The 13,734-nt window shown below is 70.0% G+C and carries 15 protein-coding genes; 7 read left to right on the top strand and 8 right to left on the bottom strand.

Going from position 1 to position 13,734, the window contains the following annotated elements; translation table 11 throughout:
- The 5 genes from ACFXGJ_RS20955 to ACFXGJ_RS20935 all read right to left on the bottom strand — a co-directional run.
- A partial coding sequence (locus ACFXGJ_RS20955) for a P-loop NTPase (RefSeq protein WP_378624172.1) occupies positions 1-995 on the bottom strand: 995 nt, incomplete at its 3' end.
- Between the two features lie 25 nt (positions 996-1,020).
- Positions 1,021-1,863, bottom strand: a complete 843-nt coding sequence (locus tag ACFXGJ_RS20950) for a lytic transglycosylase domain-containing protein (RefSeq protein WP_378624170.1) — start codon at positions 1,861-1,863, stop codon at positions 1,021-1,023.
- A 195-nt stretch (positions 1,864-2,058) separates the two neighbouring features.
- The gene (locus ACFXGJ_RS20945; RefSeq protein ID WP_378624168.1) at positions 2,059-3,123 is read right to left on the bottom strand and encodes a lytic transglycosylase domain-containing protein; all 1,065 of its coding nucleotides are present in this window, start codon (positions 3,121-3,123) and stop codon (positions 2,059-2,061) included.
- A 125-nt stretch (positions 3,124-3,248) separates the two neighbouring features.
- Positions 3,249-3,776 (bottom strand): DUF1003 domain-containing protein, encoded by a 528-nt coding sequence (locus ACFXGJ_RS20940; protein WP_378624165.1) that lies wholly within the window; start codon positions 3,774-3,776, stop codon positions 3,249-3,251.
- Positions 3,769-5,040, bottom strand: a complete 1,272-nt coding sequence (locus ACFXGJ_RS20935) for a magnesium transporter MgtE N-terminal domain-containing protein (protein ID WP_378624162.1) — start codon at positions 5,038-5,040, stop codon at positions 3,769-3,771. The genes ACFXGJ_RS20940 and ACFXGJ_RS20935 overlap by 8 nt, the downstream gene beginning before the upstream one ends.
- Before the next feature lie 88 nt (positions 5,041-5,128).
- Between ACFXGJ_RS20935 and ACFXGJ_RS20930 the strand changes: the two genes are divergently transcribed.
- Positions 5,129-6,115 (top strand): HpcH/HpaI aldolase/citrate lyase family protein, encoded by a 987-nt coding sequence (locus ACFXGJ_RS20930; RefSeq protein ID WP_378624159.1) that lies wholly within the window; start codon positions 5,129-5,131, stop codon positions 6,113-6,115.
- A gap of 73 nt (positions 6,116-6,188) precedes the next feature.
- Complete coding sequence (locus tag ACFXGJ_RS20925) at positions 6,189-6,680, top strand: general stress protein (protein WP_378624156.1); 492 nt, start codon at positions 6,189-6,191, stop codon at positions 6,678-6,680.
- A 54-nt stretch (positions 6,681-6,734) separates the two neighbouring features.
- Here ACFXGJ_RS20925 and ACFXGJ_RS20920 read toward each other — a convergent pair whose 3' ends face one another.
- Positions 6,735-7,097 carry a hypothetical protein gene (locus ACFXGJ_RS20920; protein ID WP_378624152.1) on the bottom strand — a complete coding sequence of 121 codons (363 nt, stop codon included), beginning with the start codon at positions 7,095-7,097 and terminating at the stop codon, positions 6,735-6,737.
- Between the two features lie 347 nt (positions 7,098-7,444).
- On the opposite strand from ACFXGJ_RS20920, the gene ACFXGJ_RS20915 reads away from it, so the two are divergent.
- Positions 7,445-8,560, top strand: a complete 1,116-nt coding sequence (locus ACFXGJ_RS20915; protein WP_378624150.1) for a winged helix DNA-binding domain-containing protein — start codon at positions 7,445-7,447, stop codon at positions 8,558-8,560.
- Here ACFXGJ_RS20915 and ACFXGJ_RS20910 read toward each other — a convergent pair.
- Positions 8,498-9,103, bottom strand: a complete 606-nt coding sequence (locus ACFXGJ_RS20910) for a hypothetical protein (RefSeq protein ID WP_378624148.1) — start codon at positions 9,101-9,103, stop codon at positions 8,498-8,500. The genes ACFXGJ_RS20915 and ACFXGJ_RS20910 overlap by 63 nt on opposite strands.
- A 64-nt stretch (positions 9,104-9,167) precedes the next feature.
- Here ACFXGJ_RS20910 and ACFXGJ_RS20905 point away from each other — a divergent pair, with 64 nt between their 5' ends.
- Positions 9,168-10,589: a cellulase family glycosylhydrolase gene (locus ACFXGJ_RS20905; RefSeq protein ID WP_378624145.1), complete on the top strand. Its 1,422-nt coding sequence runs from the start codon at positions 9,168-9,170 to the stop codon at positions 10,587-10,589.
- A gap of 36 nt (positions 10,590-10,625) precedes the next feature.
- Positions 10,626-11,213, top strand: coding sequence for a suppressor of fused domain protein (locus ACFXGJ_RS20900; protein WP_378624142.1), 588 nt, complete (start codon positions 10,626-10,628; stop codon positions 11,211-11,213).
- Between the two features lie 36 nt (positions 11,214-11,249).
- Here the strand turns inward: ACFXGJ_RS20900 and ACFXGJ_RS20895 are convergent, their stop codons facing one another.
- Complete coding sequence (locus tag ACFXGJ_RS20895; RefSeq protein WP_378624140.1) at positions 11,250-12,122, bottom strand: LysR family transcriptional regulator; 873 nt, start codon at positions 12,120-12,122, stop codon at positions 11,250-11,252.
- 167 nt (positions 12,123-12,289) lie between these two features.
- Here ACFXGJ_RS20895 and ACFXGJ_RS20890 point away from each other — a divergent pair, with 167 nt between their 5' ends.
- Together ACFXGJ_RS20890 and ACFXGJ_RS20885 are read left to right on the top strand one after the other, a co-directional pair.
- Positions 12,290-12,928, top strand: a complete 639-nt coding sequence (locus tag ACFXGJ_RS20890) for a hypothetical protein (RefSeq protein WP_378624137.1) — start codon at positions 12,290-12,292, stop codon at positions 12,926-12,928.
- Positions 12,925-13,704, top strand: coding sequence for an SDR family NAD(P)-dependent oxidoreductase (locus ACFXGJ_RS20885; protein ID WP_378624134.1), 780 nt, complete (start codon positions 12,925-12,927; stop codon positions 13,702-13,704). Before ACFXGJ_RS20890 ends, ACFXGJ_RS20885 begins: the two co-directional genes overlap by 4 nt.
- Positions 13,705-13,734 lie beyond the last annotated feature (30 nt).

Genomic DNA, 13,734 nt, shown 5'->3' with positions numbered 1-13,734 from the left:
CCGCCGTGGGGGCGGGCGTGCTGGTGGGGTATGGGGCCGCGCTGGGGCACGTGCGCGCCCACGGCTTTGGTCGGGGGGCCCGCCCCCGCCTCCCCGCCACCGGATCCGAACACCTCCATTCGGGTGCCGTCCGGCAGCTCCATCCAGGACATGTTCTCGACCACGCCGGCGATGCGCTGGCGGGTCTGCAGCGCGATCGCCCCGGCTCGCTCGGCCACCTCGGCGGCGGCCTGCTGCGGGGTGGTCACCACCAGGATCTCGGCGTTGGGAATGAGCTGCGCCACGGAGATCGCGACGTCACCGGTGCCGGGCGGCAGGTCCAGCAGCAGCACGTCCAGATCGCCCCAGAACACGTCGGCGAGGAACTGCTGCAGGGCCCGGTGCAGCATGGGCCCGCGCCAGACCACCGGGGTGTTGCCCTGGGTGAACTGGGCGATCGAGATCAGCTTCACTTCGTGCGCCTGCGGCGGCATGATCATCCGCTCGACCTGAGTCGGCTTGGCGTCGGTGCCGAGCATCCGGGGGACCGAATGGCCGTAGATGTCGGCGTCGAGCACGCCGACCGACAGTCCGCGGGCGGCCATGGCGGCTGCGAGATTGACTGTGACGGAGGACTTTCCGACTCCGCCCTTCCCGGAGGCGACGGCGTACACCCGGGTCAGCGAACCGGGCTGGGCGAACGGGATGACGGGCTCGGCGGAGTCGCCGCGCAGCGACCGGCGCAGTTCGGTGCGCTGCTCGTCGTTCATCACGTCGAGCTCGACGCGGATCGCGCCGATGCCGGCGACGTCAGCGACAGCCTTGGTCACCCGATCGACGATCTCGGTGCGCAACGGGCAGCTCGACGTGGTCAGGTAGACGACGATGTCGACGCCCCCGTCGTCGGCAAGGTCGATGCTCTTGACCATGCCCAGGTCGGTGATGGGCTTACGGATCTCCGGGTCGAGCACCTTGGACAGGGCGCTGCGAACATCGGACTCGGTCACTGCTGACATGACACCAATGGTAGGTGTCGTGGGATCAGTGGATTCGCGGCAGGGCGTCCGCGGTGGGGTTGATGCCCGTCGAGTAGGCGAGCGACCAGGCGGTCACGTTCGCGACGTAGGCCATCGAGTTGTTGTAGCGGAGGATCGCCCTGGTGGCCGAGGCGAGGTCGCGCATGTTGGTGCCGCCGTCGCAGAGGTAGTTGCCGGTGGACGCGGCCGCGTCGAAGAGGTTCTGCGGGTCGGCCACGCCGTCGCCGTTGCCGTCGATGCCGTACCGCGCCCAGGTGCTGGGGATGAACTGGGTCGGACCGACCGCGCGGTCGTAGACCGCGTCGCCGTCCAGCTTGCCGCCGTCGGTGTCCATGATGACGGCCTGGCCGGGCAGGCTGCCGTCGAGCGGGAGGCCGATGATCGGCTGGAGCAGGTTGCCCTTGTCGTCGGCCTCGCCGCCGTTCGCGTGGCTGGACTCGACGCGGCCGATGCCGGCGATCTGCTGCCAGGTGATGCCGCAACCCGGCGTCCGGTCGGCGAGGGTCTTCTCGGCAGCCTGGTAGGCGGCGAAGTTGATGGCGGGGATGCCCAGCGGTCCCTGGGGCAGCGGCGCGGGCGCGGGTGCGGGCGCGGGCGCGGGGGCCGGCGCAGGTGCCGGGGCCGGGGCCGGTGCCTGAGTCGTCGGCGCGATCGCCGTTGCGGGGGCGGGGGCGGCCTGCGGCGACGGGGCGTCCGCGATCGGGGCGGCCTTCGCGGTGAGGAACGGTACGGGCGAGGCGCCCGAGGTGGCGGCCACGGAGATCAGTCCACCGGGGACGAGACCGGTCAGAGCGATGACCGAATTACGTCGAAGCTTCGAGTTCGATTTCTTGCTGTGGCGACCCACCGAAATACCTCCTGCGGCCCCGGTCGGGGCGTGCTGCTCCTGTAGACCGCACCCGAGGTTACCCGATTCGAGATATTTCCGTTATTCAACCGTGATCAGAATGCCCGTTATTGCCCCCATTGATGCAGGTAAGGGCGGGTGTAAAAAAAAGTTATCGACGAGGTCTCGGGAAGTGGCCGGAAGGTATCGGAAGCGTTACCGGACGGGCGCAGGCTGTGCGGGCCCGGGCGGCGTGCCCACGGCCGCGACGGGCGGCGCAACGGGTGCTGGTGTCGCCGGCGGGCAGAAGATCAGGCAGGGCAGTGCCGGCAGCCCCGGAATGAGCGGTGGCGGAGTCGGCGTCGGCGGGGCCGGCGCGGCTGCGTCGGCGAGCACCGCTGCGTCGGGTTTGGCCGGCGTTGCGGTCGGCGCGGCAGGCTTGCCCGGTTCCGGCGTGACCTCCGGGATCGAGCCGGGAGTCGGTGTGCCCCCGCCGGCGTAGGCCGCCGACCAGGCGAGCACGTTCGCCGCGTACGCCATCGAATTGTTGTAGCGCAGCACCGCGCGGACCTCCTGGGCGCTCTCGCGCAGGTTCAGTCCGCCCGAGCAGAGGTAGCGGGCCGCGGCCAGTGCGGCGTCGAAGACGTTGTTCGGATCGGCGACCCCGTCGCCGTTGCCGTCGGCCGCGTAGTGCGTCCAGGTGCCGGGAAGGAACTGCATCGGCCCCACCGCCCGGTCGAACTTGGGGTCGCGGTCCACCTTGCCGCCGTCGGTGTCGGCGATGACGTTGTTGCCCGCGAGCGTGCCGTCGAGCACCGGACCGAGGATCGGGCTCAGCGTGGTTCCCGACGCGTCGGTGCGGCCGCCGCCGGCATGGCCCGACTCGATGCGTCCGATCCCTGCGAGCAGGTGCCAGGTGACGCCGCACCCCGGCTGGTCGGCGGCCAGCGTTGCCTCGGCGCCCCGGTAGGCGCTCAGGACGAGTTCCGGAATGCCGAGGGCGCTCAGCGAGATCGGCATGGGTGCGAGCTTCTCGGTCACCGCGCGCGGTGGCTCGAAGGTCACCGGGGCGGGTGGGGTGTAGGCGTGCGGACCTCGCGTGGGCCGGGCCGCGGGCGCCACCAGCCCGACCGTTCCCGTCGCAGGTGCGTCGGCCGCCGCGCCGGGCGGAGGCGGGGACTCGGCCAGGGCCGGCGGTGGTGGTGCGCCGATCGACAGCGCCGCGGTGACGGCCCCGACGAGTGAAACCCCCGCGACGGCCACCAGCCCACGGATCCGCATCCGCACCCCTCCTCGACGAGCCCCCACCCGGAATGTGACCCAGATTACAGATCGGCCACTCGTCCGGCGCCGTTACGGACACTCCTCGGGCGAAGCCTCGGGTCGCGAATGAGGTCTCGAAGTCGCTACTTGCGGGAGGGCCGAAGCTCCTCGTCGTCGCGTTCGGCGAGGAGGGACTTGATCTCCTCCAGCTCGCGACGCAGGTAGTCGCGGGTGGCCACCTCGCCGACCGCCAGCCGTAGCGACGCGAGCTCCCGCGCGAGGAACTCGGTGTCCGCCTTCGTCTGCTCCGCCCGCGCGCGGTCTTCCTCGAGCGAGACGCGGTCGCGATTCTCCTGCCGGTTCTGTGCGAGCAGGATCAGCGGGGCGGCGTAGGCGGCCTGGGTCGAGAACGCCAGGTTCAGCAGGATGAACGGGTACGGGTCCCACTGCAGCCCGACCGCGGTGATGTTGAGGGCGATCCAGACGATGACGACGACGGTCTGGATGACCAGGTACTTGCCGGTGCCGAGGAATCGGGCGATCGATTCGCTGACCCGGCCGACGGCCTCGACGTCGATGTTGAAGACCGGACGCCAGCCGCCGCGCGGGGTGTCCAGGCGTGCCCGGGCGCTGGGGGTGGTCCGGTCCGCCGTTGTCCGTTTCTCAGTCATCGGTCGCTTCCTGTTCGCGCCAGTCCTCCGGCAGGAGATGGTCGAGGACGTCGTCGACGGCGACCGCGCCGAGCAGGTGACCCTCGTCGTCGACCACCGGCCCGCACACCAGGTTGTACCTGGCGAAGTAGCGGGTGACGGTGGCCAACGGGTCCTCGGGTCCGAGCCGGATCAGGTCGGTGTCCAGCATCCCGCCGACCAGCGAGGCGGGCGGCTCGCGGAGCAGTTGCTGCAGGTGCACGCAGCCGAGGTAGCGGCCGGTCGGGGTCGAGATCGGCGGCCGGACCACGAACGCCATGCTCGCCAGCGCCGGCGTCAGGTCCGGGTTGCGTGCCAGCGCCAGCGCCTCGGCCACCGTCGTCGAGGGGGTGAGGATGACCGGTTCGGGCGTCATCAGGCCGCCGGCCGTGTCTGGAGAGTGCTCGAGCAGTCGGCGGACCGGCTCCGAATCCTCCGGGTCCATCAGCTGCAGCAGCGATTCCGCCTCGGTCTCGGGCAGCTCGCCGAGCAGGTCGGCGGCGTCGTCGGGATCCATGGCCTCGAGCACGTCGGCGGCGCGTTCGACCTCGAGATGGGTCAGTAGGTCGGTCTGGTCGTCGGTCGGCAGCTCCTGCAGCACGTCGGCCAGTCGCTCGTCGTCGAGAGCGACGGCGACCTCGTGCCGACGCTTGTCGGGCAGTTCCCGGATCGCGTTGGCCACGTCGGCCGGGCGCATTCCCTCGAACTGGGCCAGCAGCTGCGAGACCCCCTGCCCCGGCAGAGCCAGCTGCGAGTGGGTCAGGCCCTCGACGTGGGGCCACTCGACGACGTGGACCGCCGACCGGCGGGCGAGGCGGGCCCGTGGCCGCCGGACGGCCACCCGCGAGACGACCCAGTCGCGGGTTCGGGTGAGCTCGATGCCGAGGTCGACCACCAGCACGTCGATGCCGGCGAGCTCCACCAGTGCGGGATCGTCCACGCGCACCGTGGTGTCCACCACCTGCGCCAAGGCCAGCACCTCGCCGGGCTTCTGGGTGAACTTCCGCAGGCTGACGCTCCCGGTCAGGGTCACCGACCCGGGTTCGATCGCGGTGACGCGCAGCATCGGCACGAAGATCCGCCGGCGGGTGACGAGCTCGACGACCAGTCCGAGGACTCGCGGGCGCTGCCGCCCGATGCGGATGGTGATGACGACGTCGCGCACCCTGCCGATCGATTCGCCGTCCGGTCCGAGCACCACCAGGCCCGCGAGCCTGGCTGCGAAGACCTTGCTCACTGCTGCCATGATGGCAAGGCTAATTGTTGACCGCGTCGTGACGCTGAACGAGTGTGCCCAAACACGGTTTCGGCGCGGCGCTCGAGTGGAGGTCCACATGGTGAACCCGCGCCCCCGTCGGTCGGTGCTGGCCGTTCCCGGCAGCAGTCGCAAGATGATCGAGAAGGCCAAGGGATTGCCCGCCGACGAGGTGTTCCTCGACCTCGAGGACGCCGTGGCGCCGATCGCAAAGGCGCAGGCACGCACCGAGATCGTCGATGCGCTCAACTCGGACGGCTGGGGTCGTCAGATCAAGGTCGTGCGAGTCAACGACTGGACCACCGAATGGACCTACGGCGACGTGGTCGAGGTGGTCTCCGGGGCGGGCGCCAACCTCGACGCCATCCTGCTGCCGAAGGTGGTCGACGCCAGTCACGTTCAGGCACTGGACCTTCTGCTGACCCAGGTCGAGAAGGCGAACGGGCTCGAGGTCGGCCGGATCGGCATCGAGGCCCAGATCGAGAACGCGGTCGGGCTCACCAACATCGACGCGATCGCGACGGCCAGTCCCCGCGTGCAGACCCTGGTCTTCGGGCCCGCGGACTTCATGGCCAGCATCAACATGCGCACGCTGGTGGTCGGCGAGCAACCCGAGGGCTACGACACCGGCGATGCGTACCACCACATCCTGATGACGATCCTGCTGGCCGCCCGCGCTCACGGGCTCGAGGCGATCGACGGGCCGTACCTGCAGATTCGCGACGTCGACGCGTTCCGTCGTGCGGCGGGCCGGACCGCCGCGCTCGGCTTCGACGGCAAGTGGGTCCTGCACCCGACCCAGATCGACGCCGCGAACGAGGCGTTCAGTCCCCGCCAGTCCGACTACGACCGCGCCGAGATGATCCTCGAGGCGTACGAGTTCCACACCTCGGCGGCGGGTGGTGCGCGCGGTGCGGCGATGCTCGGCGACGAGATGATCGACGAGGCCAGTGCCAAGATGGCTCAGGTGGTCGCGGCGAAGGGGCGGGCTGCGGGAATGTTGCGCACCATGCGGTTCGACTCGGGCGAAGCCTCGGAGAATGTGGCCGATCCCGAATCTCCGTAAACTGGACACGGAAGGGGCGCAGCGACGCCCACGGCAGCGAAATCAGCAGCACCGTTCAGCAGGGAGCGTCGACATGACCAATCCACTTGGACAGCCGAACCGGCCCGGCCGAGGCGCACTTCCGACTCCGCCCACCGGATGGCCGATCGGCTCGTACCCCACCTACGCCGAGGCGCAGCGTGCGGTCGACTACCTGTCCGATCAGGAGTTCTCGGTGGAGGACGTCACGATTGTCGGGGTCGACCTGATGCAGGTCGAGCGCGTGCTCGGCCGGCTCACCTGGGCGAAAGTCATTGGTGGCGGCATCGTTTCGGGTGCCTGGCTCGGTGTGTTCCTGGGTCTGCTGCTCGGTCTGTTCACCACCAGCTTCCTCGGCCCGCTCATCGCCGGCATCATCGGCGGCATCATCTTCGGGGTGATCTCCACGACGATCCCGTACGCCGCCACTCGCGGCACCCGTGACTTCGCCTCGACCATGCAGTTGGTCGCGGGCCGCTACGACGTGCTGTGCGAGCCGAAGACGGCGGAGCGGGCCCGCGACCTGCTCGCCAAGCTCGCGATCTGACGGTCCGCCGCCCCGATCGGGGAGGGTGCGGGGCGGCGGACCGGCGCGACCGGGTCAGCTGCTACCGAAATTGAGTCCGCCCGGCAATTGCGGCAATTGGGGCAACTGCGGAAGCTGCGGGACCTGTGGAATCTGGCCGGGGTCCGGTGCCGGCGGCTGCCAGGTGCCGGGGTCGTCGTTCCCGTCGTTGCCGTTCCAGTCGGAGCCTCGGTCTCCGTTGTCGTCCCGGTCGTGGTGCCGGTCCCCGCCGTTGTGGTCCCAGTCGTGATGCTGCGACTGGTCGCCGTCGTCGTGATGCGCCGGGTCGGCGAGCGCGGTTCCGGTGATCGCCATCAGCGGTAGTCCGACCAGCGCTCCGGTCACCGCGAGGCGTCGAACGATTCGTCGGCCGCGTCGCGGCTTCTCGGTTCCAGACATGTGCGTGTCCCTTTCCTCGGTGGGGGATCGGGGCGAGTCGGCGGTGCCGCATCCCCGATCCGATTCCCACGCTAGGGACGGCGTCGGCGCCCGGACAGGGCCGGAGGACGATTCACAGCACTGTCCCAGGACCTCCCGGATCCCGTGCGTAACCTGTGCTAGCGCAAGAACGTTCGCTGATCACGGTGGGTTCCTCGCAGTGCGCGCCCGGCCCACCGCACCCACGGTCGCGACCACAGGAGCATCCGACCCCTGCGAATCTGCTGTGAAGACACGGCCGGCCGGTACATTCGGCCAGGCGATCTTGCCGCGCGGTGGGCGCGGCGGCGACGGGGCGGGGGAGCGCGATGGCGACGGTCGAGCGGATGTCGGGGCGGGCGCTCGGCCGCGCCACCCTGGCGCGGCAGCACCTGTTGGCGCGTTCGCCCGGCACCGCCGGCGAGATGGTCGAGCATCTGTTCGGCCTCCAGTCGCAGGCACCGCTGGCGCCGTACTACGCGTTGTGGGCGCGGCTGGAACGGTTCGCGCCGGCCGACTTCGCCGAGCTGCTCGAGCGTCGAGAGGTCGTGCGGATGGTGCTGATGCGTGGCACCGTGCACGCGGTGACCGCCGCGGACGCCCTCGCGCTGCGCCCGTGGGTGCAGCCGATCATGGACGCCGACCTGCGGATGAACACGCAGCATCGCAAGGAGATTGCGGCGGCCGACGTTCCGGCGGTCGAGCGCTTCGGTCGGGAGGTGCTCGAGCGCACGCCGATGACCATGGCCGCACTGCGGCCGCGGCTGGCGGAGCAGTGGCCGGACCGCGACCCGGTCGCGCTGGCGCACGCCGTGCGAGACCTGCTGCCGTTGGTGCAGATTCCCCCGCGCGGGCTGTGGGGAAGGTCGGGCCAGCCGATATGCACCACACTCGAATCCTGGCTCGGTGCACCGCTGGACCGCACCATCAGACCGGAGGCGCTGGTGCTCCGGTACCTCGCCGCCTTCGGTCCCGCGACGGTGGCCGACGCGCAGGCCTGGTGCGGGCTGACCCGTCTCGCGGAGATCTTCGAGGCCCTCGCACCGCGGCTGAGGCGGTTCGTCGGCGAGAACGGCGCCGAACTGTACGACCTTCCCGACGCGCCGCGGCCCGACGCCGCGACCACAGCTCCTGCGCGCATCCTGGCCCCGTTCGACAGCGTCCTGCTCGGCCACGCCGACCGGTCCCGGGTGATCGCCGACGACCACCGCACCCTGGTTTTCACGGTGAACGGCATCATCAAACCAGCCGTGCTGATCGACGGCAGGGTTGCAGGTTTCGTCACCGTCGCAGCCCGGAAGGGCATGGCATCGGTCGAGATTGCGACCTTCGTGCGACCCGCGGCCGGGACGGCCGCGGCGATGGAGGCGGAGGCGTCGCGGTTACTGAGGTTCGCTCATCCCGGCGCCGACACCCACGACGTCCGCTTCGTCGCGGTGGAGTGAACGCGATCGCATCGCGCACGAGATCGCTTGTGCGGCACCGACAGCCAGGCCGGCGATGCCACCCCACAGCAACGACACCAGCGCGCCGCCGACGAGAGAGAGCAGGTACGCGCCCGAGCCGGCGTGGACCACGAAGCTCAGGTAGACGATTCGAACCAGGTTGCCGGCGAGCGCGCCGACCACCGTCGCGGCCCAGCCTGCCAGGAACGCGCGGGCCGGTCCGCCGTCCGGATGCCTGCTCGACGAGTTGACCAGGCGCATGCCCGTGACCGCGAGCATGACGAACGCCGCGCCGAGTTCCACGAGCCAGGACGCGGTCGTGGTGGCGCCGAGCGGGAACAGGCGCAGGGCGGGAAGGGCGAACGGAAGTCCGAGCGCACTCGGCACCAGCAACGACGGCGCGAACGTCAGGATCCACCCGGTGACGGGCCAGAATCCCGCCAGTACCGAGACGGCCGTGAGCGTCGCAAGCCCGGGGCGGAGGTCCGCGGGGCGGGCCACGACCTCCGGCTTGTCCGAAACGGGCACGCTCGTCTGCACCATGCCGCAACATTAACGCGGCAAGTGGACCAAGCGTCCAGAATGGTGAAGAGAGAGCGGTGGCGGCGTGCGGCGAGTCCGAATCGCGTCCCTGGCCGCGGCGGCGACCCTGCTGCTCGTCGGCGGGGCAGCGGCAGTGGTGCGGGACGACCCCGAGCCGTCCGCGACGTACCTCACCGACGACCAGGGCCGCGCCCTGGTGCTGCGCGGCTTCAACACCGCGTCGAGCGCGAAGAGCACCCCGGACGGGATGCCCGAGTTCACCGAGGCGCAGCTCGATCGCGAACACGCCGACATGGGCACCAATTTCGTCCGGTTCCTGATCTCCTGGCGATCGGTGGAACCGGAGCCCGGCACGTACGACCGGGCGTACCTCGACCGGGTGGCCGAGCGGGTCGGGTGGTACGCCGACCGCGGTTACCACGTCATGCTCGACATGCATCAGGACCTGTACTCCGGGGCGATCACCCCCGACGGAAAGACCGGAAACGGCGCGCCGGCCTGGGCGACCTATCTGGACGGGCTGCCGGTCGGCACGCACGACATGTGGGAGCAGTACTACCTCGATCCCGGGGTGATCCGCGCGTTCGACAACTTCTGGAACACCACCGGTGCGCACCCCGAACTCACCGAGCACTACGCCGGTGCCTGGCGGGCGGTCGCGGAGCGGTTCGCCGGCAACCCGGCAGTGGTCGCGTACGACCTGATGAACGAACCCTACGGCGGGACGCTGCAGGGTCCGGATTTCGAGGCCGGCCCGTTGACGGCGCTGTACCAACGCACCGCCGACGCCATCCGGCAGGTCGACGCGAACAAGTGGGTGTGCGTGGCGCCGCAGGCGATGGGCGTGAACTGGGGTACGCCGAGCGGGCTCGGCCCGGTGGCGGACCGTCGGGACGGCGAGGCCCGGATTGCGTACTGCCCGCACATCTATCCGCTGCCGATGGATCTGGGCGGGGGCTACGAGGGCACCTCTCGGACACTGGTCGACGCGACGATCGACTCGTGGCGCGACCACGCCCTGCGGACGGCGCGCGCGTTGGGCGACGCCCCGATCATCCTCGGCGAGTTCGGACTCGACACCACCTTGCCCGGGGCGCTCGAGTTCGTCGACCGGATGTACGCAACGGCGGCCGAGATGGGCGCGGGCGTCAGCTACTGGTCACGCGACCCGGGCGCTTGGGGGCCCTACGAGGAGGACGGCACGGCCCGGAACCTGGTGGCCGCGCTGGACACGCCGTATCCGCGGGCGGTCGCCGGCACCCCGACGGACTGGACCGCCGCCCCGGATCGGCTGGAGTTGACCTTCCGGCCGAATCCGTCGGTGACGGCGCCGACCGAGATCTACCTGCCGCGCACCGGGTTCCCGGCAGGCGTTCACGTGGACGGTGCGCAGGTCCAGGACTGGAATCCGCAGAGCAGGTTGCTCACGCTGCGCGGTCACGGCAGCCCCGACAGCGTGACCGTGACCGTGACCCCGGCTCCCTGAACCGGGACACACCGGACGCGGGTGTTAGATGAACGGGTGAGTGACAGTGTCATCGCCTCCGTTCGCGCGTACCTGATCGACAGGATCGGCGGGCCCGAGCCCTCCGCGGCGTCGGTCACCTTCGTCGGACTCGAACCTCTCGAGGTGCTCCGCTTCGGCCCGCTCGACCGCGACCTCGTGCGCTACGTCTCGCTCGGCTGTTCGCGGCATCCGATGGGTGATCCCGGCGACCTGATCGCGGACCCGGTGCGCGGTCCGCGCGCGGAGCTGGTGTTGTCGTTGCGAGGCGGTGCGGGGGTCGCGTCCGGGGTGCACCGCACGCTCGCGGTGCTGGCCGCGGCGCCCGCCGTGGAAGGCGTGGTGCTCACCGTCGACGGCCTGCTCGACCTCGGCGACCCGCTGTGGAAGGGCGCACCTTTCACCGCGATACTGTTGGGGGACAGTGACATCGACGCTCTCCCGCTGCCCGAGCCGGCGGATCCGGTGCGGTTCCTCGAGGCGGTCCCGATCACCGGAACCGAGGCCGCGTGGGTGCGGCTGCGCGGCGCGGGAGCGCTGCGGGAGGCGTGGGCGGAGGCGGGGATCGACGTTCGCGACCCGGCGCGCGGCGCGGCCTCGCTGTAGCGGCGTCCGCCGCGCCGTCACGGCCGACCGCCTCGCTCACCCCGCGACAGCCCGGCGCAACTCGACGACACCGGGATGCGTGTCGCCGGCGCGGGTGCACAACTCGACCGTGCACGGCTCGATGTCGGAGACGGGGACGAACCGTACGTCGGCGCGCGTGTAGTACTCGGCGATGGTGGCGGCGGTAATAGCCACGGCGCGGCCGTCGGCGACGACTTCGAGCAGTTCGTCCATGGAGCGTACGTACGGACCGTAGGAGACCGCCGCGCCGCTGGGGCGCGGATCCACGGACCACCACCGGAGCCACTGTTCGCCGCCTGCGTCGCTGCGCACGTGGACCTCGCCGTCGAGGTCCGCAATCTCGATGGTGGAACGGTCGCCGAGTGGATGGGAACGAGGGAGCACCGCGACCCGGGACTCCTGGCCGATCAGGTCGAAGAGCAGATCGTTCGCCTCGGGCAGCGGCGGGCGGACGAACGCCGCGTCGACCTTTCCGGACTCGACCGCGGACAGCTGTTCCGACCAGTCGATGTGGACGAGCTCGAATGGCGAGTGCAGCGAGTCGAGCGCCGCCCGGCCGAGGCGTCCCGCGGCGCCGTTGATGAATCCGATCCGCACCTGCCGGGACTGTCGGCGCTCAAGCGCGACAAGGAGATTCACCGCTCGGTCCGCCGTGCGCAGAACCTCGCGTGCCTGCGGCACGAAGACCTGACCGGCCTCGGTGAGTTCGATCGGGTGGCTGGCGCGTTCGAGCAGTCGCACGCCGAGTTGAGTCTCGAGCCGGCGGATCTGCTGGCTGAGAGCGGGTGTCGTGACGAAGAGTCGCTCGGCCGCCCGCCCGAAGTGGCCCTCGTCGACCACGGTCAGGAGAGCGTGCAGTGCGCGCAGGCTGAGATCGGTTCCGAGCATGCAATCCATTCAAGCATGACGGTGATTCCCGTCACCGCGGGTGACCTGGGCCGTTAATTCATCTGTCAACGTTGCGCACGAATCTCCACATGTACACACCCCGGGTGGCTCGCCCAGGGTGGGGATGCCACACCGAGTTCGTGGCCTTCAGCCCCAAGGAGCCCGCAATGAACAAGTACGAGCACGAGTTCGTGCACATGATGGACGAGGTCGAAGAGTTGATCGACTCGCTCGAGAGCCCCGCGCATCGCAAGATCCTGAAGAACTACCGACGGCACGCATTCCTCGAGGTCTCCGGCCGATACAAGGAGATCTTGTCGCCGGACATGACCGTCGAGGAGCCCGTCTACCGACTCTTCGAGAACGGCCAGTCCATCGTGCTCGACGGAATGGACGAGGTGCGCGGGTTCTACGAGTCGCTGGCCGAGACCGACACCCTGGTCATGTGGACGAAGGACTCGAAGTTCTCCGTCGGCGACCACGGATTCGCCGGTGAAACCCTGTTCAGTCAGTTCGTCCCCGGACGGATTCTCGGCGACGGGGTGTTCGGAGCTGTCCACTCGGGCGACTCCGGGAGCGGAGCACCACTCGACCGCAGTTCGGAGATCAATCCGGACGGTTGGTATCTCGTGCGCCGGACACTCGCGTTCGTGTGGCCCTACGACGAGGACGGCCGGCTCGTCGGTGAGCACGTCTACGAGGACTCCGCATCGAAGACGGTCACCGAAGTTGATGCGAGCGAGATCATCACAGCCGAGCGGGCAGCCGAGCTGCTTGCGCCGATGCTCGACGAGTACCTCCCGTGAGCCCCCGAGTCGCCGTCGTCACCGGGGCCGCACGCGGACTCGGCGCGGAGATCGGGCTGCGCCTCGCCGCGGACTACGACGCACTCGTGTTGGCCGACCTCCATGCCGAATCGCCGGAGCGAGACGCCGACCCGCGCTGGCGCAACCTGGGCGTCGAGATCGTGTCCGTCGCCTGCGACGTCCGCAGCGCCGGCTCGGTCGGTGAGATGTTCGACCTTGCCGAGCGGATCGGATCGGTGCGCGCCTTGGTGAATGCGGCCGGTGTGGGCCTGTTCACCCCCTTCCTCGAGATCGACCACGCTCAGTGGGACAACACGTTCGCGGTGAACACCCGGGGCACCTTCCTCACTTGCCAGGAGTTCGTCCGGCGGGCGAAGGGCAGCGGCGAGATCGTCAACATCGCCTCGATCGGCGCCCGCCTCGGCGGCGACATGCTCGCCCACTACGGCGCGTCGAAGGCGGCCGTCATCGAGCTGAGTCACAGCGTCGCACGAGTCGGTGCCGCTCGCGAGATCCGCTGCAACACGGTGATGCCCGGACTGATCCTCACCGACATGTGGCGCCGGACGATCGCGGTACTGCGCGACCGCGATCCAGCCCTGAGCGGCGCGAGTGACGACGTGGTGTTCGCGGGATTCGTCCAGCAGATGGTCCCGATGGGCCGTCCGCAGAGTGCCGGTGACATCGCCGAAATGGTCGCCTTCCTGCTCAGCGACAAGGCTCGCAATGTGACCGGTCAGACGATCTCCGTCGACGGCGGTGCGGTCATGACCTGACCCACGGCCGCCTTGCCCCGCTCCCGAGCC

Origin of the sequence: Rhodococcus sp. NPDC059234 (assembly GCF_042754225.1) — a bacterium.
Lineage (GTDB): Bacteria > Actinomycetota > Actinomycetes > Mycobacteriales > Mycobacteriaceae > Rhodococcus_G.
The sequence above is the reverse complement of the archived record's forward strand: the minus strand, read 5'-3'. Positions and strand labels throughout refer to the sequence as shown.

Coding starts and splice junctions, on each gene's coding strand:
- ACFXGJ_RS20890 (WP_378624137.1), top strand. CDS start 12,290: ATGAACAAGTACGAGCACGAGTTCGTGCACATGATGGACGAGGTCGAA.
- ACFXGJ_RS20915 (WP_378624150.1), top strand. CDS start 7,445: ATGGCGACGGTCGAGCGGATGTCGGGGCGGGCGCTCGGCCGCGCCACC.
- ACFXGJ_RS20940 (WP_378624165.1), bottom strand. CDS start 3,776: ATGACTGAGAAACGGACAACGGCGGACCGGACCACCCCCAGCGCCCGG.
- ACFXGJ_RS20935 (WP_378624162.1), bottom strand. CDS start 5,040: ATGGCAGCAGTGAGCAAGGTCTTCGCAGCCAGGCTCGCGGGCCTGGTG.
- ACFXGJ_RS20945 (WP_378624168.1), bottom strand. CDS start 3,123: ATGCGGATCCGTGGGCTGGTGGCCGTCGCGGGGGTTTCACTCGTCGGG.
- ACFXGJ_RS20895 (WP_378624140.1), bottom strand. CDS start 12,122: ATGCTCGGAACCGATCTCAGCCTGCGCGCACTGCACGCTCTCCTGACC.
- ACFXGJ_RS20910 (WP_378624148.1), bottom strand. CDS start 9,103: ATGGTGCAGACGAGCGTGCCCGTTTCGGACAAGCCGGAGGTCGTGGCC.
- ACFXGJ_RS20925 (WP_378624156.1), top strand. CDS start 6,189: ATGACCAATCCACTTGGACAGCCGAACCGGCCCGGCCGAGGCGCACTT.
- ACFXGJ_RS20920 (WP_378624152.1), bottom strand. CDS start 7,097: ATGTCTGGAACCGAGAAGCCGCGACGCGGCCGACGAATCGTTCGACGC.
- ACFXGJ_RS20930 (WP_378624159.1), top strand. CDS start 5,129: ATGGTGAACCCGCGCCCCCGTCGGTCGGTGCTGGCCGTTCCCGGCAGC.